Origin of the sequence: Promicromonospora kroppenstedtii, assembly GCF_044389675.1 — a bacterium.
Lineage (GTDB): Bacteria > Actinomycetota > Actinomycetes > Actinomycetales > Cellulomonadaceae > Promicromonospora > Promicromonospora kroppenstedtii.
Window position 1 is genome coordinate 65,272 of the sequence record NZ_JBIRYI010000015.1, and the last position, 24,434, is coordinate 89,705.

The window sequence follows — 24,434 nt, forward strand, 5'->3', positions numbered from 1 at the left end:
GGTCAGGGGCGGGCGAAGAACGTGCGGATGTCCGCGACGAGCTGGTCCGGGACCTCCATCGCCGCGTAGTGGCCGCCCGTCGGGTACTCGGCCCAGTGCTGGATGTTGGCGTTGTCCCGCTCCGCGAAGGCCCGGATGGTCTTGAAGTCGTCGGCGAAGACGGCGACGCCGATGCGCCCCTGGCTCACCACCGGCTCGGCGCCGGACCGCGCCTCGGTGTAGTGGTACCGCGCCGACGTCGCGGACGTGTTGGTCAGCCAGTACAGGGTGACCTGAGCCAGGACCTGCTCGCGGGAGACCAGGCTCGTGCCGTTGCCGAAGCTCTCGAACAGCTCGTTGTAGGCGAGCTGCCCGACCGGCGAGTCGCTGAGCGCGGCGGCGATGGTCTGCGGGCGGGATCCGTTCATCATGTTGTAGGCGCCCACGCTCTGGAACCACTGCAGGTGCTCCAGCGCCGCGAACTCCTTGGGGCCGAACCCGTCCATCTCGCCGTCGGCGCCCGTCGGGAACGAGAAGAGCTGGAGCAGGTGCGCGCCGAGGAAGCCCTCGGGATCGAGCACCGCCAGCTCGCGGCCGATCATGGCGCCCGCGTCGCTGCCGTGGGTGCCGTAGGACTCGTAGCCGAGCCGGCGCATCAGGGCGTCCAGGGTGCGGGCGGCGCGGTCCATGGTCCAGCTCCCTCCGTCGGCCGGCTCGACCAGCGGGGTGCTGAAGCCGAAGCCGGGGATGGACGGGACCACCACGTGAAAGGCGTCCTCGGCGCTGCCGCCGTGCGCGACGGGGTCGGTGAGCGGGCCGATCATGTCGAGGAAGTCGAGCACCGAGCCCGGGTAGGTGTGGGTCAGGAGCAGCGCCCGCGCACCCGGCTCGGCCGATCGGACGTGCAGGAAGTGGACGGTCTGGCCGTCGATCTCGGTGAGGAACTGGGGGAACGCGTTGAGGCGCTGCTCGACCGCGCGCCAGTCGAAGTCGTCGCGCCACTGCTCGACCGACTCGCGCAGGTACGACTCCGGCGTGCCGTAGTCCCACGAGTCGCCCGGCGCGGCGGGGGCGAAGCGGGTGCGGGCGAGACGGTCGTTCAGGTCGTCGAGGTCGGCCTGGGGGATGTCGACGCGGAAGGGGCGGATGCTGGTGTCGTTGGTGTTCATGTCTCCGACACTATGAGGGGTTCAGGAACACTTCTTTCCTCTATTCTGGCGAGTGCCCGATCTCTTTTCAGATGCCGGTGAGGAGCTGCGATGACCACGACGGCGGGGCGGTTGCTCGCCCTCCTGGGCCTGCTCCAGTCTCGTGCGGAGTGGACCGGGCCGGAGCTCGCCGCGCGCCTCGACGTCACCGACCGCACGGTGCGCAACGACGTCGCGCGCCTGCGCGACCTCGGCTACCCGGTGGACTCGGTGCGCGGCCCCGGTGGCCGCTACCGGCTGGGGGTGGGCGGCAAGCTGCCCCCGCTCGTTCTCGACGACGAGGAGGCGGTGGCCATCGCCGTCGGGCTGCGGGCCGCGAACGCGGTGGCGGGCATCGAGGAGTCCAGCGCCCGCGCGCTCGGCAAGCTGGAGCAGGTGCTGCCCGACCGGCTGCGCCGTCAGGTCGCGGCGCTGCGCGATGCGACGGAGACCGGGCCGGTGAACACCGACAGCAACGTCGAGGACCCCGTCGTCGACCCGGCGCTGCTCACCGAGCTGGCCGCGGCGATCCGTGACCACCAGGGGCTGCGCTTCTGGTTTCGCGAGGAGCCGCGGGAGGTGGAACCGGTCCGGCTCGTGGCGTGGCAGCGCCGGTGGTACCTCGTGGGGCGGGACGTCGGCTCGGGGCGCTGGGAGCCGTTCCGCGTGGACTGGCTGGAGCTGCGCCGTCCCGGCGGGCGCCGCTTCACGCCTGTCGAGCCACCGTTCGACCTGACCGAGTTCGTGGTGCGCGAGGTGGCCCGGACGGGCTGGGCGGTGCACACGCGGATCGTCGTGCACGCCCCGGCGCACGAGGTGCTCGACCGGATCAATCCAGCCGTGGGCACGGTGGAGCCGCGGGACGACGGGTCCTGCCTGCTCGTGACCGGCGGGGACAGCATCGAGACGGTGGCCGTGTGGATCGGCATGCTCGGCCTCGACTTCACCGTGACCGGGCCGCCGGGACTGCTGGACCACCTGGAGGTGCTGTCCCGACGGTACGAGCGAGCGGTGCGGGGCTGACCGCCCTCGCCTACCGCTACCGCCCGGCCCGCGCCATCATCCCGCGCAGCAGCGCCCCGAGGATCCGGGCCAGTCGCGGCTCGACGTCGACCAGGGCGTGCGACAGCCGCGGGTCCGACCGGTAGAGCGCGGCGACCTCCGGCCCCGGTGTCGCGATCTGGTGGAACGTGCCGGCCAGGGATGTCGCGGCCGCGACCAGGTCGATGCCGTCCTGCTCGGTGAGGCCGGGCAGGGCCGCGCGGACCGCGGGGACGATCCGGCCCAGGCCCTCGCCCGTGGTGAGCTTGAACTCCCGCACCTTCTCCACCGACACGTTCCGCTCCAGGTTCAGCGGCGTCTGCGCGAGCAGGTCGCAGAACGTGCCGCGCTCCGCCAGCGTGGCGGCGACCACGGCGGCGACGGTGTCGGCGTCCGGCTGCTGGACCGCGCCCACCCGCTCGGCGAGGTCCGGTGCCCAGTCCCGCCAGCCCTCAGCGGTGAGCCGCAGGAAGATCTCCTCCCGCGTCTCGAAGTACCGCAGCATCGCGGACTTGTGCATGTCCACGGCGGACGCGATGTCGGTCAGTGTGACCTCGCGGATGCCCCGCTCGGCCCCGAGCCTGCGGGCGGCATCGAGGATGGCCGCCTCCCGGACGGCCTTGGCCTCGGGGGAGCGGGCCCGCTGGAAGTCCCGTGTCGTCATGCTCACATCTTAGCGCAACAGGGTTGCGCAAGTTAGAGCAACGGTGTTTTATTAAAAGCATGCAGCAGACATGGTTCATCACCGGTTCCTCGCGTGGCTTCGGCCGCGCGCTCGCACTCGCCGCGCTCGCCGCGGGCGACCGGGTGGCGGCCACCGCCCGGCGTCCCGAGCAGCTCGACGACCTCGTGGCGCGGTACGGCGAGCGGATCCTCCCGCTCCGGCTCGACGTCACCGACCCGGCCGGCGTCCGCGCGGCACTCGCCGAGGCCGCGTCCCGGTTCGGGCGCCTCGACGTCATCGTCAACAACGCGGGCTACGCCAACGTGGCTCCGATCGAGACCGGGGACGAGGCCGACTTCCGCACCCAGTTCGAGACCAACTTCTGGGGCGTCTACCACGTGTCCCGGGCCGCGATCCCGCTGCTCCGCGAGCAGGGCGGCGGCCTCGTGATCCAGTTCTCGTCGGTGGGCGGGCGGGTCGGCGGCTCGCCGGGCATCGCGTCCTACCAGGCCGCCAAGTTCGCGATCGACGGCTTCAGCCGGGTGCTGCGCGCCGAGACCGCGCCGTTCGGCGTCAAGGTGCTCGTCGTGGAGCCCAGCGGGTTCCGCACCGACTGGGCCGGTGCCTCCATGACCGTGCACGACGCCCCCGCCGGGTACGAGTCGACCGTCGGTGCCATGAACTCGCGGATGCGCCAGGCCGGGGCCGGCGCGGCCGGGGACCCGGACCGCGCCGCCCAGATCCTGGTGGCCGTGGCCAAGCGCGACGACGTGCCCGAGCACCTGCCGCTGGGTGTGAACGCCACCGAGATGTCCGTGGCCCAGGACCGTCGCCTGCTCGAGTCGGACCAGCTGTGGAGTGCGGTCAGCCGCTCGGCCGACTTCGGCGAGCCGTTCCCGGTCGCCCTGCCGTAACACCGGAGGCGGGCTCGACGCGGCAGGTGCTTGCTCATCTGTGAGTGTCCTCGTGCTCATCTGTTAGCCTGACGGCTGTTCAACGGAGTCGGAAGGGCGGCGGAGGAGCACGATGACGGCACTCGACGAGGAGACCGTGGGTGGCCTGGTGGCGTCCGCGCCCAGCGGGGCGGACCTCACGGTCCCCACCTATGACCGGTCCCGGCTGACCACCGGGATCGTCCACCTCGGGGTGGGTGGCTTCCACCGCGCGCACCAGGCGATGTACCTCGACCGGCTGATGGCCGAGGGCAAGGCGCTCGACTGGGCGATCTGCGGCGTCGGGGTACTGCCCGGCGACGCCCGCATGCGCGACGCGCTGGCCGCCCAGGACGGCCTGTACACCCTGGTGCTCAAGCACCCGGACGGGCGCCTGGAGGCGCGCGTGATCGGGTCGATCAAGGAGTACCTGCTCGCTCCCGACGACCCGGAGGCGGTGCTGGAGAAGATGGCCTCGCCCGAGGTCCGGATCGTCTCGCTGACCGTCACCGAGGGCGGTTACAACATCCACCACGTGACCGGCGAGTTCGACCTCGCCGACCCGGCGGTCGCCGCCGACCTGGCCGGCGGCGCCGTCCCCGCCACGACGTTCGGGCTGGTCACCGAGGCCCTGCGCCGCCGCCGGGACCGGGGCGTGCCGCCGTTCACCGTGATGAGCTGCGACAACATCCAGGGCAACGGCGAGGTCGCCAAGCGGGCGTTCACCACCTTCGCCCGGGCCAAGGACGCCGACCTGGCGGACTGGATCGAGCAGAACGTCGCGTTCCCGAGCTCCATGGTCGACCGCATCACGCCCGTCACCACGGACGCCGACCGTGCCATGGTCGCCGAGCGGTTCGGCGTCGACGACGCGTGGCCCGTCGTGGCCGAGCCCTTCGAGCAGTGGGCGCTGGAGGACAGCTTCCCCGCCGGGCGGCCCCCGTTCGAGGACGCCGGCGTGCAGGTGGTGGCCGACGTCGAGCCGTACGAGCTGATGAAGCTGCGCCTGCTCAACGCCGGCCACCAGGCCCTGTGCTACGTCGGCTACCTGTCGGGGCACCGGTACGCGCACGAGGTGGCCGGGCAGGACGTGTTCGCCCGGTTCCTGCTCGGCTACATGGACCGGGAGGGCACGCCCACGCTGGAGCCGGTGCCGGGCATCGACCTCGACGCCTACAAGCACACCCTGATCGAGCGGTTCGCCAACCCGCACGTGGCCGACACCCTCGCGCGGCTGTGCGCCGAGTCGTCCGACCGCATCCCGAAGTGGCTGCTGCCGGTGGTCCGGCACCATCTGGCGCACGGCGGGCCGATCGAGCACGCCGCGCTCGTGGTCGCGTCCTGGGCCCGGTACGACGAGGGGGTGGACGAGGCCGGCGAGCCCATCGAGATCGTGGACCGCCTCGCCGACCGGCTGCACCGCGCGGCCCTGGCGCAGGCGGAGGACCCGCTGGCGTTCCTGCGCGACCGCGAGGTCTTCGGCGACCTGGTCGACGACGAGCGGTTCACCGCCGAGTACTCGGCGGCGCTGGCGTCCCTGCACGAGCGCGGTGCGCGCGCCACGGTCGAGGCCCTGGTCGCCCGGGGCTGACCTGCCTCGCGGCCCGGGCTCGCGCGGCGGAGGGCTAGCCCGGGACGATTGTCTCCAGGGCCGTCGCGGCGGCGTCGTCGACCACCAGGGTGTCGGCGACGCCGCCGTTCACCGCGGCCAGCAGGCCGGGCGCGACGGCGGAGCCGTAGCCGATGGCGATGACGCGTGGCGTGGCGACGAGCTGCTCCAGCGTGACGCCGACGACCCGCTCGTCGAGGCTGGTCCGCACCGGCCGGCCCGCGGCGTCGAACAGGCGGCCAGAACACTCGGCGATGGCGCCTGCCGCCGTGGCGGCCTGCTGCTCCTCGGTGCTGATCTGCGGGAACACGGTCGAGCTGCGCTCCGACCAGTGGCCGATCGCGACGACGGCGACGTCCAGGCGGTCGGCCCGCGAGAGTGCGTCGGCGATCTCCGGCTGCCGGCGCAGGCCGGCGGCGGTGGCGGCGTCGGCCACCAGGAGCGGCGACCACACGGGCCAGGTGCGCACGCCGGGCATCTGCGCGAACGTGGTGATCAGGGCCAGCGAGTTGCCGCTGCCCTCCACGGGCAGCGCGCCCACGAGCTGGACGACGTCGCAGTGGGGGAGCTGCCCGATGTGCCGCACCGCGGCCTCGACCGTGCGCGACCACGAGATGCCGACGGTGGAGCCCTCGGTGATGTGCTCCCGGGCGGCGCGCGCCAGCTCGACGGCGACGTGCTCGCGCGTCGCGGTGGGGTCCTGGCCGCTGGGCGCGATCAGGATCTCGCTCGCGCCGAGGCGGGCGGCCAGCCGGGCGCCGCGCTCGCCGTCGACCTGGGGTGCGGTGATCTCGATGCGCACCACGCCCTGCTCGCGGGCCTGCGCGAGCAGGCGGGCGACCTGGAAGCGGGAGATGCCGCGGTCGCGCGCGATCTCCACCTTGGACTTGCCGTCGAGGTAGTAGTCGGTGCTCACCTCGACCATGAGGTTCGAGTCGTTCTGGGTCACCTGCGTTCCTCACTCCCGCAGGCGGCGGCGGGGCTGATCGAGCGACTTCTGAGCGGGGGGCCTTGCTCACCTGAGCATACCCAACTACTCTGCGGATGCAGATGAGCAGTTTCAATTTCTCAAATGAGCGTGGCGGAGATGCCGCAGGAGAGGACGAGGATGTTCCGACCTCCGAGGGGTAAGTCGGCGCCGGGTGCTTCGGTGAGGGCGACCGCCGTGGCGGCGACGGCCACCGTCGCGCTGGCCCTGTCCGGCTGTGCCGGGGCGGGCGCCGTGGCCGGCGGCGAGGGCGAGCAGATCGTCGTGGCGATCGTGTCCAACCCGCAGATGCAGGACGCGATCTCTCTGCAGGACGAGTTCCGCGCCGCCCACCCGGGCGTGGACGTGCGGTTCGTGTCGCTGCCGGAGAACGAGGCCCGCGCCAAGATCACGGCGTCCGTGGCGACCGGCGGCGGCGAGTTCGACGTCGTCATGATCTCCAACTACGAGACGCCGATGTGGGCCGAGAACGGCTGGATCGAGAATCTCCAGCCGTACATCGACGACACCGAGGGGTACGACGCCGAGGACTTCGTCCCGAGCGTCCGTGAGGCCCTGTCGAGCGACGGGGACATGTACTCCGTGCCGTTCTACGGCGAGTCGTCGTTCCTGGCCTACCGCGCCGACCTGTTCGAGGAGGCGGGGCTGGAGATGCCCGCCAACCCGACCTGGGACGAGGTGCGGGAGCTGGCCGCGGAGCTGAACGAGCCCGCCGCGGACTTCTCGGGCATCTGCCTGCGTGGCCTGGCCGGCTGGGGCGAGGTCATGGCGCCCATGAGCACCGCGATCAACACGTTCGGCGGCGGCTGGTTCGACGAGGACTGGAACGCCACCCTCGACTCGCCCGAGAGCCGCGAGGCCATCGAGACCTACATCGACACCGTGCGGACCTCCGGCCAGCCCGGCGCCGCGACGTCCGGGTTCGGCGACTGCCTCACCCGGTTCGCCCAGGGCCAGTCGGCCATGTGGTACGACGCGACGTCGATGGTGTCCTCCATCGAGGACCCGGCGTCGTCCACGGTGGCGGGCAAGGTGGGCTACGCGCCCGCGCCCGTGGCCGAGACCGGTACGGCGGGCTGGCTGTACAGCTGGTCGCTCGCCATCCCGTCCACCAGCGAGCACAAGGACGCCGCCTGGGACTTCGTCTCCTGGATGACGAACAAGGAGTACATCAGGACCGTCGGCGAGGAGATCGGCTGGGAGCGGGTGCCCCCGGGCAGCCGGCTGTCCACCTACGAGATCCCCGAGTATGCCGAGGTCTCGGCGGCGTACGCCGACGCGACCCTGGAGTCGATGAACGGGGCCACCCAGGAGTCCGCGATGACCCACCCCGTGCCCTACCCGGGCATCCAGTTCGTGGGCATCCCCGAGTTCCAGGACCTCGGCACCCGCGTGGGCCAGCAGATGTCCGCGGCCATCGCCGGCCAGGTGACCGTGGACGAGGCCATCGCACAGTCCCAGCGCTACGCCGAAACCGTGGCGGAGACCTACCGGGCCCAGGAGGGGCAATGAGCACCTCGACCATCGACCGGCTCGAAGGCTCGCGCCGGGCCGCCCGCGCCGCCGCGGCGGAGCGCACGATCAGCAAGGCCGAGGGGTGGCGTCGCCGCGGCCCGCTCCTGCCCGCGCTGATCTTCACCGTGATCGTCACGCAGCTGCCGTTCCTGGTGACCATCTGGTACTCGCTGCGCGGGCAGAACCTGCTGCGGCCCGGCGAGGACATCTTCGTGGGCCTGTCCAACTACGTGGACATCGCCCAGGACTCGACGTTCCGCCAGACGGCGCTGAACTCCGTGGTCATCACGCTCGGCTGCGTGCTCGTGGCGATGGTGCTCGGCATCGTGCTGGCGCTGCTGCTGGACCGGCCCTTCCTCGGCCGGGGCGTGGCCCGCACCATGCTCATCACACCGTTCCTGGTGATGCCGGTGGCGACGTCGGTCCTGTGGTCCGTCGCGCTGCTCAACCCCACCTACGGCCTGCTGAACTGGACGCTCGGGCTGTTCGGCATCGAGGCGGTCGACTGGACGTCGACCTACCCGATCATCGCCATCCTGATGGCGCTGGTCTGGCAGTGGACGCCGTTCATGATGCTGCTCGTGCTCGCCGGCCTCCAGGCCCAGGCCAAGGACGTGCTGGAGGCCGCGTCGGTCGACGGCGCCGGCCCGTGGCGCACCTTCCGCTCGATCACGCTGCCGCACCTGCGCCGGTACATCGAGCTGGGCGTGCTGCTCGGCGTCATCTACGTGGTCAACACGTTCGACCAGATCTACCTCATGACGGCGGGCGGGCCCGGTACCGCCAGCGCCAACCTGCCGTTCTACATCTACCAGCGCGCGTTCCTGGGCTTCGACATCGGGCAGGCCGCCGCCATGGGCGTCGTCGTCGTGATCGCCACGATCATCGTGGCCTCGGCCGCGCTGCGCCTCATCTTCCGCAGCTTCGAGGTCAAGGAGTGAGCATGTCCGACACGACGCGTGCGTACCGCTGTCGCACCACCGGTGGCGTGCTCACCACGCTGACCTGGTTGCTGGCGCTCGCCTTCTTCTTCCCGGTGGCCTGGATGGCCGCCACGGCGTTCAAGCAGGAGAACCAGGCGGCGTCCGACCCGCCCACGTGGTTCTTCACGCCGACGCTCGACCAGTTCCGCGCCGTGATCGAGGGCGGTTCCGGCGTCTACGTGGCCAACTCGGCCATCGCGACCGGCGTCTCGACGGTGCTGGTGCTGCTGCTGGGCATCCCGGCGGCGTACGCGCTGTCGATCCGGCCGGTGGAGAAGGTCAGCGACGTGCTGTTCTTCTTCATCTCGACCAAGATGCTGCCGGTGGTGGCCGTCATCGTGCCGATCTACGTGGTGGCCGGGCAGCTCAAGGTGCTCGACAACATCTGGACCCTGGTGGTCCTGTACACCGCGATGAACCTGCCCATCGCGGTGTGGATGATGCGCTCGTTCTTCCTGGAGGTGCCCGGGGAGGTGCTGGAGGCGGCGTCCGTCGACGGCGCCGGGCTGATGCGGACCCTGCGGTCGGTGCTCATCCCGATGGTGGCTCCCGGCATCGCCGCGACGGCGCTGATCTGCGTGATCTTCTCGTGGAACGAGTTCTTCTTCGCCCTGAACCTCACCGCCTCGCGGGCGGCGACGGTGCCCGTGCTCATCGTGTCGACCATGACGAGCGAGGGGCTGTTCCTGGCGCGGCTGTGCGCGGCGGCGCTGCTGGCGTCGCTGCCGGTGATCCTGGCGGGCTGGATCGCGCAGAAGCAGCTGGTCCGGGGCCTCTCGATGGGCGCCATCAAATAGCTGCCGGTTTGGGGTGCGCTTCTACCCAGCGATTGGGCCCAGAACTCACGTGAGTTCTGGGCCCAATCGCTGGGTAGAAGCGCACCTTCCGTCGGCGCCGGCGAGAGTCCTACTTTTTCTGTCGGGTACTTGCCGGAAAAACTCCGCGTTCGTTCGCGCAAGCCCGGCAGCGCGGCGCAGATGGTCGAGTTCACCAAGGAGGCCGCCCGGCTGACCAGCACGCCGCCGGCCGCCGCGTACAGCGCCCCGATGTTCGGCGCGGCCCCGGGGGAGACCACGTGGCTGCGGCTCGCCGTGCACCGGGACGCGGCGAACGACGAGTACGAGGTGCGCATGGCGTCCAGCACCGACGGTGAGACCTGGCGGTGGGGCGGCGTCTGGACCCTGCCCGACGACCGTGCCCCACGGATCGGCCTGGTCTCGATGAACACGGCGGGTGCGACGGCGACGTTCGACTACGTCCGCACGTACGCGCTGCCCTGACCAGCCCACCCCGCTTCGCTGAGTGCTGGATATTTGTCGATTTCTCGGCCGTCAGGCAACAAATACCCAGCACTCAACGAGGGGTGGGGGGCGGGTTCTGATTGATTCCGACGGAATTGGTCGTGTTTTCTGCCGGGTCGTTGACGGAAAAATTCGGGGGTCCTTATGGTCGCCAGCATGTCGACGACGACACCACCGGGCAGCGCCGCACGGCGGGCCCACGAGAGCCGCGTGGTGGCCGCGCTGCGGGACGGGCCCCTGAGCCGCGCCGAGCTCGCCCGGCGCGTGGGCCTGTCCCGCACCACCCTGTCCGAGACCACGGCCGAGCTGCTGCGCCGCGGCGCCGTCGTCGTGGTCGACACCGACGCCGCCACGCGGCGCGGCAGCGGCCGGCCCGCCGAACGGCTCGCGCTCGACCCGGGCTCGGGCCAGTATCTCGGCGTCGACTTCGGCCACCGCCGGGTCCGCGCCGCCGTGGCCGACGCCGCGCGCGAGACCGTCGCGTCCGGCGTCGAGCACTACGACGACGACACCCCGTGGACCGAACGCCTCGACCGAGCCTTCCGGCTGGTCGACCGGCTCGCGAAGGAGCACGGCCTGCACTTCGGCGAGCTCCAGGCGGTCGGCATCGGCGTTGTCGGCCCGTACGGCGGGTGGCGCGTCGACGGCAAGCAGGTCTCCTGGGCGCGCCGCTCCGCCCCGCACGACGTGCACGGCGCGTTCGCCGAGCGGTTCGGCGCGCCCGTCGTCGTCGACAACAACACGCGCCTGGCGGCGCTCGCGGAGGCGGTGTCCCAGCCCGAGAACACGACCGACCTCCTGTACGTGCGGCTGTCGGACGGCGTGGGCGGCGGACTGGTGGTCTGCGGCCGGATCGGCACCGGGGCGCACGGGTTCGCCGGCGAGCTCGGGCACGTGTCAGTGGATCCCGCGGGCAGCCGGTGCCGCTGCGGCAAGCGCGGCTGCCTGGAGACCGTGGCGTCGGCCCCGGCGGTGCTCGCGGCGTGCCGCGCCCAGGGCGTCGAGGTGAGCACGCTCGACGATCTCGCCGCCGTCGTGGCCACGAGCGACCCGGTGGTGGAGGGCGTGCTGCGCGAGGTCGGCGCCGCCGTCGGGCGCGTGCTCGGCATGGCGGCCCTGACCCTTGACCCCGACGAGATCGTGATCGGCGGCGAGATCGTGCACGTCGCGCCCGTGATCGTCGAGCAGGCCGCCGCCACGCTGCGCTACGAGCTGCACCCGCTGCCCACGGACGAGCCCGTCGTCGTCCGGGCCGGCCGGCTGCGTGACACCGACGGGGCGCTGGGCGCCCTGGCCGCCGCCTTCCATCTCTCCCCGCTCCTGGTCGGCTACCCCCAGCCCGAGGCCGCCGACGGGCGCGAGGACCTGCGCGGAACCCTGCGCACCCCGATACCCGCACCCCCGCACGCACGCCCGAGGAGAGCCCTGTGACCACGTCGACCGTGTCGGCCCCCACCCCGGCGAGGAACGGTTCACCACCCCGCCGCCGGGCGGGCAAGCACGCCACGCTGCTGACCCTGAACGCCGTCTCGATCGTGGGTGGCATCGGGATCTGGTGGGTGCTGGCCCTGACCGGCCTCCAGCTCCCGACGCCGCCCGAGGTGCTGGCCAAGGGCATCGAGCTCGCTGCGAGCGGAACCCTGGCCGAGGACCTGCTGGCCAGCCTCGCCCGCGTCCTGGCCGGCTTCCTGCTCGGCTCGGCCGCCGCGATCCCGGTCGGGTTCCTCATGGGCTGGTACGTACCGGCCCGCGGCCTGTTCGAGCCGTGGATCCAGTTCTTCCGCACCATCCCGCCGCTGGCGCTGCTGCCGCTCGTGCTGGTGCTGATGGGCATCGGCGAGCTGCCCAAGGTGTTCGTCATCTTCCTCGCCGCGTTCCTGGCCTGCGTCATCTCGACGTACCAGGGTGTCGTCAGCGTGGACCGGACGCTCATCAACGCGGCCCGGGTGCTCGGCGCCAAGGACGGCACGATCTTCCTGCGCGTCGTGGTGCCGGCGTCCTCGCCGTTCATCCTCGTGGGCATGCGCGTGGGCCTCGGCTCGGCGTGGGCCACCCTCGTGGCCGCCGAGCTGCTGGCGGCGCAGGCGGGCCTCGGGTTCCGCATGCAGCAGGCCCAGACCTACTACGACCTCGCGACGATCTTCGTCTCCATCGTCGCCATCGGCGTGCTCGGCCTCGTGATGGACCGGCTGCTGCTGCTCGCGGAGACCCGGCTGACCGGATGGCAGGAACGACGATGAGCACCGACACCTCCACCCTGACGAGCACCGCCAAGATCTCCGTGCGGGAGACCCGCAAGACGTTCGCCCTCAAGGACGAGGAGTTCGTCGCGCTCGACGGCGTCTCCCTGGACGTGGCCGACAACGAGTTCGTCACCGTCGTGGGCCCCTCGGGCTGCGGCAAGTCCACCCTGATGAACATCGTCGCGGGCCTGGAGACGCCGACGTCGGGTCAGGTGCTCGTGGACGGCGCGGGCGTGACCGGCCCCGGCCCCGAGCGCGGCGTCATCTTCCAGCAGTACGCGCTGTTCCCGTGGCTCACGGTGCGCAAGAACGTCGAGTTCGGCCTCAAGGTGGCCGGACTGCCCGCCGCCGAGCGGCGCGAGCGCGCCGAGCACTACGTGCGCCTGGTGGGCCTGGAGCAGTTCGCGGACGCGCTGCCCAAGACGCTGTCGGGCGGCATGAAGCAGCGGTGCGCCATCGCCCGCGCCTACGCCGTCAACCCGTCGATCCTGCTGATGGACGAGCCCTTCGGGGCGCTGGACGCCCTGACCCGGGTGCGGCTGCAGGAGCAGCTCCTGGACACGTGGAGCACCGAGAAGCGCACCGTCCTGTTCATCACGCACGACGTGGACGAGGCCGTGTTCCTCGCCGGCCGCGTGGTGGTCATGGCCGCCCGGCCGGGCCGCATCCACGAGGTGATCGACGTGAACCTGCCGTACCCCCGCACCGAGGAGGTGCGGCTCAGCCCCGAGTTCGCCGAGCTGCGCAACCGCGTGTGGCGCGCCGTGTACCACCAGACCCAGACCCAGACCCAGATCCAGACCAAGAACTGAGGACCCCCATGCGAATCTCCAGGAGAACTCTCGGTGCGGCCGCGGCCGGCCTCGCCCTCGTGCTGTCCCTCGGCGCCTGCTCCGCCGACGGTGGCGCCGGCGGCGAGGACGCCACGATCGAGGTCGACTTCGGCTACATCCCCGACTTCAACGGCACCAGCCTGCTGGCCATCGCCGAGGACCAGGGGCTCTGGGCGGAGCACGGCATCGACGCCACCACGTCGTCGTTCACGAACGGGCCCCTGCAGATCCAGGCGCTCGGCACGGGCGACCTCGACTTCGGGTACATCGGGCCCGGTGCGTTCTGGCTGCCCGCCTCCGGGGAGGCCAAGGTGGTCGCGCTGAACACGCTCGGCCGCGCCGACCGCGTGGTGGCGCAGCCCGGCATCGACTCCGTCGAGGACCTGAGGGGCAGGACCGTCGCCGTGCCGGAGGGCACCTCGGGCGACATGATCCTCACGCTCGCCCTGCAGGAGGCCGGCATGACCAAGGAGGACGTCGAGCTGGTGCCCATGGAGCCGCCGGCGATCGTGGCCGCGCTCTCCTCCGGGCAGGTCGACGCCGCCGGCTTCTGGTACCCGGCGCTCGCGACGGTCAAGAAGCAGGTGCCCGACCTCGTGGAGCTGGCCCAGAACACCGACTTCGAGGAGACCGTCGCGTTCCCGACGGCCTTCGTGGCCGGTAACGACGTGGTGGCCGAGGACCCCGAGAAGGTCGACGCCGTGCTCAAGGTGCTGCGCGAGGCCATGGCCTACCGCGCCGAGCACATGGACGAGGCGATCGCGCTCACGGCCGACTTCAACGACCTCCCGGAGGCCGACGTCGAGGCGGACGCCGCGAACGTGCAGGTGCTCGACGCCGCCGAGATCGACGCGCTGACCCAGGACGGCACCACCGACACGTGGCTGACCGGGATGCAGGACTACTTCGTCGGTGCGGGGCAGCTCCCGGAGGCCGTGGACCCGGGCGAGTTCTACCTGGGCGACCAGTTCGTCAAGGCGGGTGAGTGACCCGGTGGGTGACGCAGTGAGTGCTGCAGCGGGGGCCAAGAACGTCCTGTTCCTGATGACCGACCAGCACCGGGCCGACACGCTGGGCGCCTACGGCAACCCGCGCGCGGCCACGCCGGTGCTGGACGGCCTGGCGGCGTCCGGCACACGGTTCGACCGCTGGTACACGCCGACGGCGATCTGCACGCCGTCGCGCGCGAGCCTGCTCACCGGGCAGGCGCCGTTCCGGCACCAGGTGCTGGCCAACCACGAGCGCAACGTGGGCTACCAGGAGGACCTGGCCGAGGGCACCTTCACCTTCGTGGAGGCGCTGCGCGAGCGCGGGTACAACACGGGCCTGGTCGGCAAGTGGCACGCGGGCACGGAGAAGAACGCGGCGTCGTTCGGGTTCGACGGGCCGGACCTGCCCGGCTGGCACAACCCGGTCGACAACCCCGACTACCTGGCCTACCTGGCGGAGCACGACCTGCCGCCGTACGAGATCAGCGACCGTGTGCGCGGCACGCTGCCCAACGGCGGCCCCGGAAACCTGCTGGCGGCCCGGCTGCACCAGCCGGTCGAGGCCACGTTCGAGCACTACCTGGCCACGCGCACCATCGAGCTGCTGGAACGGTACGCGGACGACTTCCGGTCGGGGGAGCGGCCCTTCTTCCTGGAGCTGAGCTTCTTCGGGCCGCACCTGCCCTACATCGTGCCGGACGAGTACTTCGACCTGTTCGACCCGGCCGACGTCGAGCTGCCCGCCTCGATCGCGGAGACGTTCGAGGGCAAGCCGCCCGTGCAGGCCAACTACAGCGCGCACTGGACGTTCGACACCATGCCGATCGAGGTGACGCGCAAGCTCATCGCGGTCTACTGGGGGTACGTGACGCTCATCGACCAGCAGATCGGTCGTGTCATGGAGGCGCTGGAGCGGCTGGGGCTCGTGGACGACACCGCGGTGTTCTTCACGTGCGACCACGGCGAGTTCACCGGTGCGCACCGGCTGCACGACAAGGGTCCGGCGATGTACGAGGACATCTACCGCACGCCCGGCCTGCTGCGGGTCCCGGGCGGCCCGGTGGGCCAGGTCCGCACCGAGTTCGTGAGCCTGCTGGACTGCACGGCCACGATCCTGGAGCTGGCCGGGATCGACCCGGCGCCCGCAGTCGACTCGCGTAGCCTGCTCCCGCTGGCCCGGGGCGAGGACGTCGAGTGGCAGCAGGACATCGTGTGCGAGTTCCACGGGCACCACTTCCCCTACCCGCAGCGCATGCTGCGGGAGGACCGGTACAAGCTGGTGGTCAACCCCGACTCGGTCAACGAGCTCTACGACCTGCGCACCGACCCGGACGAGCTGACCAACGTCTACGAGGACGCCGGCGTGGCGGACGTGCGGCGGCGCATGATGGGGCGGCTGTACCGGCTCCTCCGGGACCGTGGCGACAACTTCTACCACTGGATGACCACGATGTACGACGTCGGCGAGGTGGACCACGACCCGACCCAGTCGGGCCTGGACGAGACGACGTACGCGGCACGCTGAGCGGGCGGCGGGGCGGGCGGCTGGAAGGGCGGCTGCGTGTGGCCGGCCGCGGTCACGCCCCGCGCAGGTAGTCGAGCACGAGGTCGAACGCCGCCTCGAGCTGGTCGGACCGGCCCGTGGCGCGCAGCACCTGGACCCCGCCCTGGATCCCGGCGACGAAGGCCGCCGCGGTCCGGTCGGGGTCCAGCTCCGCGCGCACCTGGCCGCTCGCCTGCATCGAGACGACCCCGGCGCGGATCGCCCGCTGCCACTGCGCCAGCAGCTCCGTGATCACCTCGGCGGTGCCCGGCGAGCCCGACATCTGGTCCATCAGCGCGCCGAGCGGGCAGTGCCGGCCCTGGGCCTGGTACCGGGCGACCACGGCGTCGCGCCACGCGATCCACGACTCCCACGAGTCGAGCGCGCTGAGGTGCGGCTCCTGGTCGGTCAGCACGCCGTCCGCCTCGTGCCGTGCGACGGCGAGCAGCAGCCCCTCCTTGCCGTCCGGGAAGTAGTGGAAGATCTGGCCCTTGCTCGTGCGCGTCACCGCGCCGACGTCGTCCAGCGTGACGGCGCCCGGCGCGTTGCCGCGCAGGTACTCGGCGGCGCCCTCGATGATGCGCTGGCGGGTCGCCTGGCCCTTCGGGGTGAGCTTCACGCCCCTGACGGTACGAGCGTTCTTCTGGACTTGCTAGTCCAAAAATGGGTTCCTAGCGTTGCGGGCATGACACAGGGAGTCGTCGCACAGCGACTGGAGGGCCGGACCGCCCTCGTGACCGGGTCCACCAGCAACATCGGCCGCGCGATCGCCCAGGCGCTCGCCGCGGAGGGCGCGCACGTCGTCGTCTCGGGGCGGGACCAGGAGCGCGGCGAAGCCGTCGTCGCCGGCATCCGGGCCGACGGCGGCAAGGCCGACTTCGTCCGCGCCGACCTGGACGGTACGCCGGAGGCCAGCCAGGCGCTCGCGGCCGCGGCGGCGGACACGCTCGGAGGGCGGATCGACGTGCTGGTCAACAACGCCGGCATCTACCGCTCGGCCCCGACGCTGGCCGACACCGACGCCGAGTCCCTCGACCGGCTCTACGCCGTGAACGTCAAGGCCCCGTACTTCCTCACGCAGGCCGTGGCGCCGCGCATGGTGGCCGACGGCGGCGGCGCGATCGTCAACCTGGGCTCGTGGGTCGCCCGGCTCGCCGCGCCGTCGGGCGGCGCCTACGCCTCGACCAAGGCCGCGATGGAGTCGCTGACCCGGTCGTGGGCCGCCGAGCTCGGGTCGCAGGGCGTGCGCGTCAACGCCGTCTCGCCGGGCGTCGTCCGCCCGCCCGACCTGGACCCGGCCGTCTCTTTCTCGGAGAACATGACGGTGGGCACCCCGGCGGGTGCCCCCGGGCACCCGGACGCGATCGGCGCCGCGGTGGTCTACCTGGCCTCGGACGACGCGAAGTTCGTGCACGGCACCGTGCTCGACGTCGACGGCGGCCGCACGGGCGTGGCGGTCGTCGCCTCCTGATTCCGGCGGCCTGCCCCCGAAGTGCCGACCATGCACCTGCTGCCAGCATGACGCTGGATCTGGCAGCAAATGCATGGTCCGAGATCGGATGAAAGAACCCATTGTCAGTAGATTTCACCCAAAGTTTACTGATGGCACGACAGGTCACGGTCCTGGCGTGGGAGTGTGGAGGCGGCACCGGGGCCCGCAGGGGGTCGCGGGCGGACGCACACGGAGGTCGGCGATGCGCACACGTCTCGGGCGGGCACGGGGTCTCGGGCGGGCAGGGGCCCTCGGACGGGTCTGGGGGAGCGGGCTGTCGGCCCTGGCGGTCGCCGCCGGGGTGCTGGTCGCGGCGCCGGGCGCGGTCGCGCAGGACGGCGCGGTGGCCGGCACGGAGTCCGACGACGTCGTGGCGTCCGACGTCCCCGCCGGCTACTACGACAGCGCCGAGGGCCTGACGGGTGAGGCGCTCAAGGCCGAGCTGAACGACATCATCAGCGTGAGTGACTCGGTGACGTACAGCGAGGTGTGGGACGGCCTGATGGCCAGCGACGAGGACCCGGCGAACCCGGACAACGTGATCCTCCTGTACACGGGCGAGTCGCGGGCCAAGAACCTGAACGGCGGCGACGTCGGCGACTGGAACCGCGAGCACGTCTGGGCCAAGTCGCACGGCGACTTCGGCACGGCCACCGGGCCCGGCACCGACCTGCACCACCTGCGCCCCACCGACGTCCAGGTCAACAGCATCCGCGGCAACAAGGACTTCGACGAGGGCGGCAGCGCGGTCTCCAGCGCACCCGGCAACTACACCGACTCCGACTCGTTCGAGCCCCGCGACGAGGTCAAGGGCGACGTCGCGCGGATGATCCTGTACATGGCCGTGCGCTGGGAGGGCGAGGACAGCTTCGCCGACCTGGAGCCCAACGACGCCGTGAACAACGGCTCGGCGCCGTACCACGGCAAGCTCTCCACGCTGCTGGAGTGGAACGACGCCGACCCGGTGTCGGCGTTCGAGGCCAACCGGAACGACGTCATCTACGAGCAGTTCCAGCACAACCGGAACCCGTTCATCGACCACCCGGAGTGGGCTGACGCCATCTGGGGCTAGAGCGTGGCGGTCGCCAGCGCCTCCTCGTGCCCACCGAGCGTGATCTCGATGCGGTCCATCTCCGTGAGGGACACCGCCGTCGACGCGTCCAGGCCCGTCGTCTCGCCGCCCGACCACGACCACGTGGCCGCGACCGTCCGCGCGCCGTCCCGCCCCACGAGCACCAGTTCGTACCTGATCGGCTCCTGCGGGACATAGGCGCTCTCGGGCGGCTGCTGCCCCGGGTCGGGCGGGTAGTGGCAGCTCCACCTGAACTTGGTGCCCCAAGTGGTGGGCGTCGCCACCACCTCGGCCCGCATGTCGGCGCCGTCGACGGGCCGCAGCTCGATGGTCCGGGTCTCGGGGGCCGTGCTTCCGGGGGGTGTGCTCAGCGACGGGGCACCGCCGTCCGGCGTGCCGGACAGGCTCCCTCCGGTGAGCACCGAACCACCCACCGCCCCGGCGACCACCAGGGCGCTCGCGGCCACGGCGCCCAGTGCGCGGCGCCGGAACCGGGAGCGGCGGGCGGCGCGGGCCAGCGGAGCGAGCGGGATCACCGGTGCGCGGACGGCGGGAGACGGGCCGCCGTCGTCGGCCGTCCGCGCACCGACGCCGACCGTGCCGCGGGGCGCACCGCCGTCCGTGGGCTCACCCGGCCCGGCGTCGTCCTCGGTCAGCGCCCGCGCGTGCGCGGGGCTGATGGTGCCGAGCAGACCCGGCAGGCCCGCGAGCTCGGCCACGGCGGAGCGGCATGCGGCGCACCCGGCCAGGTGCCGCTCGTAGGCGCGCCGGTCGCTCGGGCTCAGGGCGCCGAGCACGTAGGCCGCGTCCCACTCGGCGAACTCGTCGCCGTCTCCTGTCCCCGCCGGGATCATGCCGTGACTCCTTTCTCCTGCAGCGCCAACCGCAGCGCCCGCAGGCCGTAGTGCAGGCGGGACTTGACCGTCCCCGCCGGGACGCCCAGCTCGGCCGAGAGCTCGGCCACCGAGCGGCCGCCGTAGTACGCGCCCACCACCACCGCGCGGTGCGGCGGCGAGAGCGACAGCAGCGCGTCGGCGACAAGCCACGAGTCCAGCACGGCCTGGGTCGTGTCGCGACCCTCCCGGTCGGGCACGTGCCCGGTGGGGTGCTCGCGGGTGCGCCGGGCGCTGCGGAGGTGGTCCACCGTGAGGTTGCGCGCCACCGTGAACAGCCAGGCGCGCACCGAGTCCTCGGAACGTTCGAGCACCTCGGGGTGCCGCCAGGCGCGCAGCAGGGTCTCCTGCACCACGTCGCGCGCCTCCTCCTCGTCGCCCGTGCGGCGCACGACGTACCGGTACAGCGCGTCGGCGTGCGTGTCGTGCACCGCCTCGAGGAGCTCGTCCTCGGCACCCACGAGCGGCTCCTTCCGTGTGCTCTCGTTACCCGTCCGGTCCGGCTACCGCGTCATTGGCCCGGGGCCAGCTGCAGCGAGAACTCGATGCTGCCCTCATCCTCCACCGTCACGAACCCCAGGTCCGGCGCCTCGACGCCGAAGTCCTCGAACGTGACGGGCACGCTGCCCACCACCTGCACGGGGTCGCCGCTGGTCGGGTCGCCCGCCACCTCGGCGTCGACCGTGGCCGGCTGCGTGACGCCGTGCACGGTGAGCTCGCCGGTCAGCGCGACGGACGTGGCGCCCTCCTCGATCGGAGCTGGCTCGGTGAGCGTGAACGTCGCCGTCGGGAACTGCCCGACCTCCATCGCGTTGTCGCGGAAGTACGCGTCGCGGTTGGCCTCGTCCGTGGCCACGCTCGCGATGTCCACCTCGATGTCGGCGGCCGTGATCGCGCCGTCCGCCACGGTGACCGAACCGGTGACGTCCTCGGTGCGCCCGGTCACCGTCACGTCCTCGCCCTGGAGCACCTCGTCGACGCGGTAGCCCGCGAAGGACCCGTCGGTCACGGTCCACGTGCCGGCCGCGGCCCCGGCGTCGGGCAGCGGGGCCGCTGACGTCGACAGGCTCGGTGCCTCCGCCGCCGCTTCGTTCGCGCGGTCCGCGTACAGGCCCGGCCCCCAGATCCAGGCCGCCGCGCCCACCACGACCACCGCCGCGCCGACGCCCACCGCCACCTTGGTCCCTCTGCGCACGTTCCGCCCCTCTCGTCGCAGGCCGACCGGATATCAGCCTCTGCCCGGTACTACGGGCGAAATGGCGGATCGGTTCAATCAGACGACCGAACTCATCGACTTCGGTCCCCTGCATCGAGAGCGGTCAGTCGTCGGACCGGTCTCAAGACAGCCGACCGATCTCATCCCCGGCGGGGCCGAGAATGACACCTCATCGCCGCACCCGGAGCAGGGCGACGGCGAGCCCGACGAGCAGCAGCCCCGCCACCGGCGCCTGCGCGAGGGCGGCCGGCGCGCCCCACGCGTCGGCCGCCCGGCCCGCGAGCGACGCCGCCAGCGCCGAGCCCGCGGCGCTCGCGGAGTTGTTCCAGGTGAACGCCTGGGTGAGCACGGACGGCCGCACCGACCGCTCGGTCAGCACGGTGAGCAGCACCAGCGTCGGCGGCACGGCGGCCTCCGTGAGCACCAGGGCCGCGCCGAGCCAGGCCGCTGACGGCGCGAACGGCAGCAGCGCCGCCGTCGCCGTCAGGTAGGCGGTGACGGCCACGAGCTGCACGCGGGCCGGGGTGCCGCGCCGTCGTCGGCCGTACAGCCAGCCGGAGGCGAGCCCGGCCAGGCTCCCGGCGGCGATGATCGGCGCCGCCGCCCCGGGCGTACCGTGCCCGACGGCGAACGCCGTGACCGCCACGCCCATGGTGCCGAAGTACAGGCCGATCGCGAGGTTGAGCAGAGCCAGCAGCAGGAACGTCGGCGCGAGCAGGGCGGAGCGCGCGGTGCCCCCGGCGCCGGCGTGCTCGCCGTGCGGGTGCGGCGGCGGGGCCGTGCGGCGCTGGAGCGCCAGGGCGGTGCCACCGCTGAGGATCAGCCCGGTCGCCAGGAGGCTGGCCGCCGTGGAGTGCCCCGTCGCGCCCAGCGCCGTGACCAGCACCGGCCCGAGCAGGAAGCTCGTGGCGTTCGCGAGGGACTCCAGGGAGAACGCGGTGGGCAGGTCGTCGTCCCGTGTGCCGCGCAGCAGGTGCGCCCAGCGGGCGGCGGACAGGGCGCCGAGCTGGGGCACCGCCGCGCCCGCGCAGGCCGCGGCGACCACCGCGGCGGCCGGCGTCGTCGACAGCAGGACGACGGCGACGGCGCAGCCGTGCGCGACCAGGTAGAGCGGGAGCGTGCGGGTCTGGCCGAACCGGTCGACCAGCCGGGCCAGGTGCGGGCCCACGAGCGCCTCCGCGAGGGCGAACGCTGCGGTGGCCAGGCCGGCCGTCGCGTAGGAGCCGGTGCGGTCGTGCAGCAGCCAGACCAGGCCGAGGCCCGTCATGGCGATGCCGACCCGGCCGGAGGTGGCGCCGATGAAGAAGGCGGCGGCGCCGGGCGCGCGCAGCAGTGCGCGATAGCCGCCGGTGGCAGCAGACATGGGTGTCCTTCGTCGCCGTCCGGCGGGACGGGCCACCCGGGGTCGCCGGCGCCTGGTGCTGCGAAGTGCTGAGGTGCGACCCGTGGCCCGCCTGGGGGCATCCTGGGCTGCGGTGGGACGGGACACGCGCCCCTGCCGCCGCCCCCGACACCGGGCGGTAGTCGAACGATGTGCCCGGGCCGATGCGGACCCGGACGACTGCCAGGGACGCTAGCAGGGTCAGCCGCCCAGCGGAACCTCGTCGTGCCGCGCCACGCCGAACGTGCCGCCCGGGTACCGCAGCCCGGAGAAGTACATGTTGGTGTGGGCCACGATCTGCTCGCCGGTGATCGGCACGCCGTCCCACTCGGTGTCGGTGGTGGTGTGCGCGTCGCCCACGAGCGTCACGTCGTAGCCGAGCGCGGCGGCCCGCTGCGTCGTGGTGCGCACGCAGAAGTCGGACTGCGCACCGGCCACGACCAGCCGCGTGGCGCCGAGCCCGGTGAGCACGTCGCCCAGGTCGGTCTCGGCGAACGAGTCGCGGTAGGCCTTGTGCACCAGCGGCTCGTCGGGGCGGCGGGCCAGCCCGTCCGCGAGGGCCCAGCCCGGCGTGTCCCGCTCCAGCCCGGGCTCGTGGTGCTGCACCCAGACGACGGGCGTCCCGGCGGCGCGGGCCCGGTCCGCGAGGGCGGCGGAACGGGCGACGACGCCGTCGGCGTCGAAGCAGCCGCGGACGACGTCGGCCTGGAGATCGATCAGGAGGACGGCGGTGGTCACGGGCAGGAGACCTCCTTGAAACTGTCGGGATCGGCGAGGGGAAAGCGGTAGCAGACGGTGTCGGCGTCCCCGGTGGGATGCCCCGTCCAGTCCTGGACCTCGCGGGAGTACTCGACCACCACGTCACCGGCGGACTCCTGGACCACCGTTCCGTCCTCGATCGCGTCGGGGTGCGGTGAGAGGTGCAGCTCGTTGCGGTCCAGGTCGGCGAGGCGCCAGGCCCAGCGGTCCTGGGCGGTGTCGGACAGCGAGGCGCCGAGCGCGACCAGCAGGCCGACGATCGCCACGAGGGCGCCGATGACGACCCAGGGCGTGCGGCTGCGGGGCTTGGACGTCATGGCTCGCGCCGCGCCAGGCGCATCGCGATGCTCGCCGGCGCCGTCTCGACGAAGCCCAGGCTGCGGTACAGGGGCCGGCCCGGCTCGTCCGCGTTGAGCGTGATGTAGGCCCCGGCGGGGGCGCGGTCCGCGATCTGGTCCAGGAGCCAGTTCATGACCCGGCGGCCCAGGCCCCGGCTCCGGTGCTCGGGCAGGGTCGCGATGTCGGCGATGTGGAAGTACCAGCCGCCGTCGCCGAGCGTGCGCCCCATGGCGACGGCGCGGTCCGTCGCGGCCTCGCGGACGTGGCAGAAGGCCCAGCTCGCGGTCAGCACGGGCGCGGCCTGCTCGGCGGACCTGGGGGACAGGCCGGCGGCCGAGCGCAGGTGCAGGTACTCGTCGACGCTGGGGGCGGTCGGGACCAGGACGTAGGGGACGTCGCTCATGTGAGCACCCTATGCACTCGGGCGGGGTGGTCCCTGCGCCGGCGTGATCGAGACCGCGAACACGGACCTGACCGGGACCGACGTCGTACGGCTCTACGTGCAGTACGACCGATCCTGATCCCGGAGCCCGCTACCGTGGCTGCGCATGACGCATGCCGACACCGTGATCGATGCCGACCTGATCCGGGACCTGCTCCGCGAACAGCACCCTGACCTGGCAGAACTCCCGCTGGAGCTCGGCGCTCGCGGCTGGGACAACCAGCTCTGGCGCCTGGGTGACGAGCTCGCCGTCCGGCTCCCGTGGGCCACGGAGTCCGCGGACGAGCTGTTGCGCAAGGAGCACGCCTGGCTGCCGGCCCTGGCCCCGGGCCTGCCGCTCCCGGTCCCGGTGCCGCAGCGGCTCGGGGAGCCGGCCGAGCGGTTCCCGCGGCCCTGGCTCGTGACCACCTGGGTACCGGGCGCGCCGGCCGACCGTGCGCCCGTCACGCGTGGCGGGGAGGCCGCGCGGGCGCTGGCCGCGTTCCTGACGGCGCTGCACCGGCCCGCCCCGGACGGGGCGCCGTCGGGCCGTGGCCGTGGCGGGGCCCTCGCCGAGCACACCCGGGGCTTCGCGCTGCAGCTCGGCGAGACCGTGGAGCGTGGCCTGGTCACCGACCCGGGGGCGGTGCGCGCCGTCTGGGACGCCGCCGCCGCGGCGCCTGGCTGGGCGGGCCCGCCGCTGTGGCTGCACGGCGACCTGCATCCCGCCAACGTGCTGACCTCCGACGGCACCCTGTGCGGCGTCATCGACTTCGGCGACCTGTTCGCCGGTGACCCGGCCGTCGACCTCGCCTCGACCTGGCTCCTCCTGCCGGACGGCGGCGTCGACGCCTTCTATGCCGCCTACGAGCCGGCCGTCGACGACGCGACGCTGCGGCGCGCCCGCGGCTGGGCCGTGGCGAAGTCGCTGGTCGGGCTGCTCATCGGCGAGGCCGGCGAGCACGGGCGGCCCGGCGGCAAGAAGTCGTGGGGCCCGCCGGCGCGGGCTGCGCTGGAGCGGCTGCTGGCGACGGCGTGATCCGCCGTCGCCGCT

26 protein-coding genes are annotated in these 24,434 nt (G+C 72.6%); 15 read left to right on the forward strand and 11 right to left on the reverse strand.

Annotated elements, in window-relative coordinates:
* Positions 1-2: 2 nt before the first annotated feature.
* Entirely contained in the window at positions 3-1,148 is a 1,146-nt protein-coding gene (locus ACH47X_RS21750; RefSeq protein ID WP_397406865.1) for an epoxide hydrolase family protein, read from the reverse strand.
* Positions 1,149-1,238: 90 nt separating this feature from the next.
* Between ACH47X_RS21750 and ACH47X_RS21755 the strand changes: the two genes are divergently transcribed.
* A complete protein-coding gene (locus ACH47X_RS21755) occupies positions 1,239-2,189 on the forward strand; it encodes a helix-turn-helix transcriptional regulator (protein ID WP_397406867.1) in 951 nt (316 codons plus the stop codon).
* Between the two features lie 16 nt (positions 2,190-2,205).
* On the opposite strand, the gene ACH47X_RS21760 is transcribed toward ACH47X_RS21755, so the two are convergent.
* The gene (locus tag ACH47X_RS21760; RefSeq protein WP_397406869.1) at positions 2,206-2,871 is read right to left on the reverse strand and encodes a TetR family transcriptional regulator; all 666 of its coding nucleotides are present in this window, start codon (positions 2,869-2,871) and stop codon (positions 2,206-2,208) included.
* Between the two features lie 59 nt (positions 2,872-2,930).
* Here ACH47X_RS21760 and ACH47X_RS21765 point away from each other — a divergent pair, with 59 nt between their 5' ends.
* On the forward strand, positions 2,931-3,785 hold the full coding sequence (locus ACH47X_RS21765; protein ID WP_397406871.1) for an SDR family NAD(P)-dependent oxidoreductase: 855 nt from the start codon (positions 2,931-2,933) through the stop codon (positions 3,783-3,785).
* Positions 3,786-3,897: 112 nt separating this feature from the next.
* On the forward strand, positions 3,898-5,394 hold the full coding sequence (locus tag ACH47X_RS21770; RefSeq protein ID WP_397406873.1) for a mannitol dehydrogenase family protein: 1,497 nt from the start codon (positions 3,898-3,900) through the stop codon (positions 5,392-5,394).
* Positions 5,395-5,428: 34 nt separating this feature from the next.
* Here ACH47X_RS21770 and ACH47X_RS21775 read toward each other — a convergent pair whose 3' ends face one another.
* Complete coding sequence (locus tag ACH47X_RS21775) at positions 5,429-6,361, reverse strand: sugar-binding transcriptional regulator (RefSeq protein WP_397406875.1); 933 nt, start codon at positions 6,359-6,361, stop codon at positions 5,429-5,431.
* A 201-nt stretch (positions 6,362-6,562) separates the two neighbouring features.
* Between ACH47X_RS21775 and ACH47X_RS21780 the strand changes: the two genes are divergently transcribed.
* The 9 genes from ACH47X_RS21780 to ACH47X_RS21820 all read left to right on the forward strand — a co-directional run bounded on the left by ACH47X_RS21780 (position 6,563) and on the right by ACH47X_RS21820 (position 15,789).
* Positions 6,563-7,912, forward strand: coding sequence for an ABC transporter substrate-binding protein (locus ACH47X_RS21780; RefSeq protein WP_449582188.1), 1,350 nt, complete (start codon positions 6,563-6,565; stop codon positions 7,910-7,912).
* Positions 7,909-8,856 (forward strand): carbohydrate ABC transporter permease, encoded by a 948-nt coding sequence (locus tag ACH47X_RS21785; protein ID WP_036961306.1) that lies wholly within the window; start codon positions 7,909-7,911, stop codon positions 8,854-8,856. The genes ACH47X_RS21780 and ACH47X_RS21785 overlap by 4 nt, the downstream gene beginning before the upstream one ends.
* A 2-nt stretch (positions 8,857-8,858) precedes the next feature.
* Complete coding sequence (locus ACH47X_RS21790) at positions 8,859-9,695, forward strand: carbohydrate ABC transporter permease (RefSeq protein ID WP_397406879.1); 837 nt, start codon at positions 8,859-8,861, stop codon at positions 9,693-9,695.
* A gap of 180 nt (positions 9,696-9,875) precedes the next feature.
* Complete coding sequence (locus tag ACH47X_RS21795; protein ID WP_397406881.1) at positions 9,876-10,178, forward strand: hypothetical protein; 303 nt, start codon at positions 9,876-9,878, stop codon at positions 10,176-10,178.
* A gap of 177 nt (positions 10,179-10,355) precedes the next feature.
* Positions 10,356-11,630, forward strand: a complete 1,275-nt coding sequence (locus ACH47X_RS21800) for an ROK family transcriptional regulator (RefSeq protein WP_397406883.1) — start codon at positions 10,356-10,358, stop codon at positions 11,628-11,630.
* The gene (locus tag ACH47X_RS21805) at positions 11,627-12,439 is read left to right on the forward strand and encodes an ABC transporter permease (protein WP_397406885.1); all 813 of its coding nucleotides are present in this window, start codon (positions 11,627-11,629) and stop codon (positions 12,437-12,439) included. Before ACH47X_RS21800 ends, ACH47X_RS21805 begins: the two co-directional genes overlap by 4 nt.
* A complete protein-coding gene (locus ACH47X_RS21810; RefSeq protein ID WP_397406886.1) occupies positions 12,436-13,254 on the forward strand; it encodes an ABC transporter ATP-binding protein in 819 nt (272 codons plus the stop codon). Before ACH47X_RS21805 ends, ACH47X_RS21810 begins: the two co-directional genes overlap by 4 nt.
* A gap of 8 nt (positions 13,255-13,262) precedes the next feature.
* Positions 13,263-14,264, forward strand: a complete 1,002-nt coding sequence (locus tag ACH47X_RS21815; RefSeq protein ID WP_397406887.1) for an aliphatic sulfonate ABC transporter substrate-binding protein — start codon at positions 13,263-13,265, stop codon at positions 14,262-14,264.
* A gap of 16 nt (positions 14,265-14,280) precedes the next feature.
* Positions 14,281-15,789 (forward strand): sulfatase-like hydrolase/transferase, encoded by a 1,509-nt coding sequence (locus ACH47X_RS21820; protein WP_397406889.1) that lies wholly within the window; start codon positions 14,281-14,283, stop codon positions 15,787-15,789.
* Positions 15,790-15,841: 52 nt separating this feature from the next.
* On the opposite strand, the gene ACH47X_RS21825 is transcribed toward ACH47X_RS21820, so the two are convergent.
* Positions 15,842-16,426: a TetR/AcrR family transcriptional regulator gene (locus ACH47X_RS21825; protein ID WP_397406891.1), complete on the reverse strand. Its 585-nt coding sequence runs from the start codon at positions 16,424-16,426 to the stop codon at positions 15,842-15,844.
* 66 nt (positions 16,427-16,492) lie between these two features.
* On the opposite strand from ACH47X_RS21825, the gene ACH47X_RS21830 reads away from it, so the two are divergent.
* Entirely contained in the window at positions 16,493-17,278 is a 786-nt protein-coding gene (locus ACH47X_RS21830) for an SDR family NAD(P)-dependent oxidoreductase (RefSeq protein ID WP_397406893.1), read from the forward strand.
* A gap of 223 nt (positions 17,279-17,501) precedes the next feature.
* Positions 17,502-18,371, forward strand: coding sequence for an endonuclease I family protein (locus ACH47X_RS21835; protein WP_397406895.1), 870 nt, complete (start codon positions 17,502-17,504; stop codon positions 18,369-18,371).
* On the opposite strand, the gene ACH47X_RS21840 is transcribed toward ACH47X_RS21835, so the two are convergent.
* The 7 genes from ACH47X_RS21840 to ACH47X_RS21870 all read right to left on the reverse strand — a co-directional run bounded on the left by ACH47X_RS21840 (position 18,368) and on the right by ACH47X_RS21870 (position 23,362).
* A complete protein-coding gene (locus ACH47X_RS21840) occupies positions 18,368-19,225 on the reverse strand; it encodes an anti-sigma factor family protein (protein ID WP_397406897.1) in 858 nt (285 codons plus the stop codon). The genes ACH47X_RS21835 and ACH47X_RS21840 overlap by 4 nt on opposite strands.
* The gene (locus ACH47X_RS21845) at positions 19,222-19,725 is read right to left on the reverse strand and encodes a sigma-70 family RNA polymerase sigma factor (protein ID WP_020013822.1); all 504 of its coding nucleotides are present in this window, start codon (positions 19,723-19,725) and stop codon (positions 19,222-19,224) included. The genes ACH47X_RS21840 and ACH47X_RS21845 overlap by 4 nt, the downstream gene beginning before the upstream one ends.
* Before the next feature lie 50 nt (positions 19,726-19,775).
* Entirely contained in the window at positions 19,776-20,459 is a 684-nt protein-coding gene (locus tag ACH47X_RS21850) for a YceI family protein (protein ID WP_397406899.1), read from the reverse strand.
* A 190-nt stretch (positions 20,460-20,649) separates the two neighbouring features.
* Complete coding sequence (locus ACH47X_RS21855; RefSeq protein WP_397406901.1) at positions 20,650-21,843, reverse strand: MFS transporter; 1,194 nt, start codon at positions 21,841-21,843, stop codon at positions 20,650-20,652.
* Positions 21,844-22,062: 219 nt separating this feature from the next.
* The gene (locus ACH47X_RS21860) at positions 22,063-22,599 is read right to left on the reverse strand and encodes an isochorismatase family protein (protein WP_397406903.1); all 537 of its coding nucleotides are present in this window, start codon (positions 22,597-22,599) and stop codon (positions 22,063-22,065) included.
* Positions 22,596-22,937 (reverse strand): hypothetical protein, encoded by a 342-nt coding sequence (locus ACH47X_RS21865; RefSeq protein ID WP_397406905.1) that lies wholly within the window; start codon positions 22,935-22,937, stop codon positions 22,596-22,598. Before ACH47X_RS21865 ends, ACH47X_RS21860 begins: the two co-directional genes overlap by 4 nt.
* Positions 22,934-23,362, reverse strand: a complete 429-nt coding sequence (locus ACH47X_RS21870; protein ID WP_036961341.1) for a GNAT family N-acetyltransferase — start codon at positions 23,360-23,362, stop codon at positions 22,934-22,936. Before ACH47X_RS21870 ends, ACH47X_RS21865 begins: the two co-directional genes overlap by 4 nt.
* A 145-nt stretch (positions 23,363-23,507) precedes the next feature.
* On the opposite strand from ACH47X_RS21870, the gene ACH47X_RS21875 reads away from it, so the two are divergent.
* Positions 23,508-24,419, forward strand: coding sequence for an aminoglycoside phosphotransferase family protein (locus ACH47X_RS21875; RefSeq protein WP_397406907.1), 912 nt, complete (start codon positions 23,508-23,510; stop codon positions 24,417-24,419).
* The last annotated feature ends 15 nt before the right edge of the window (positions 24,420-24,434 follow it).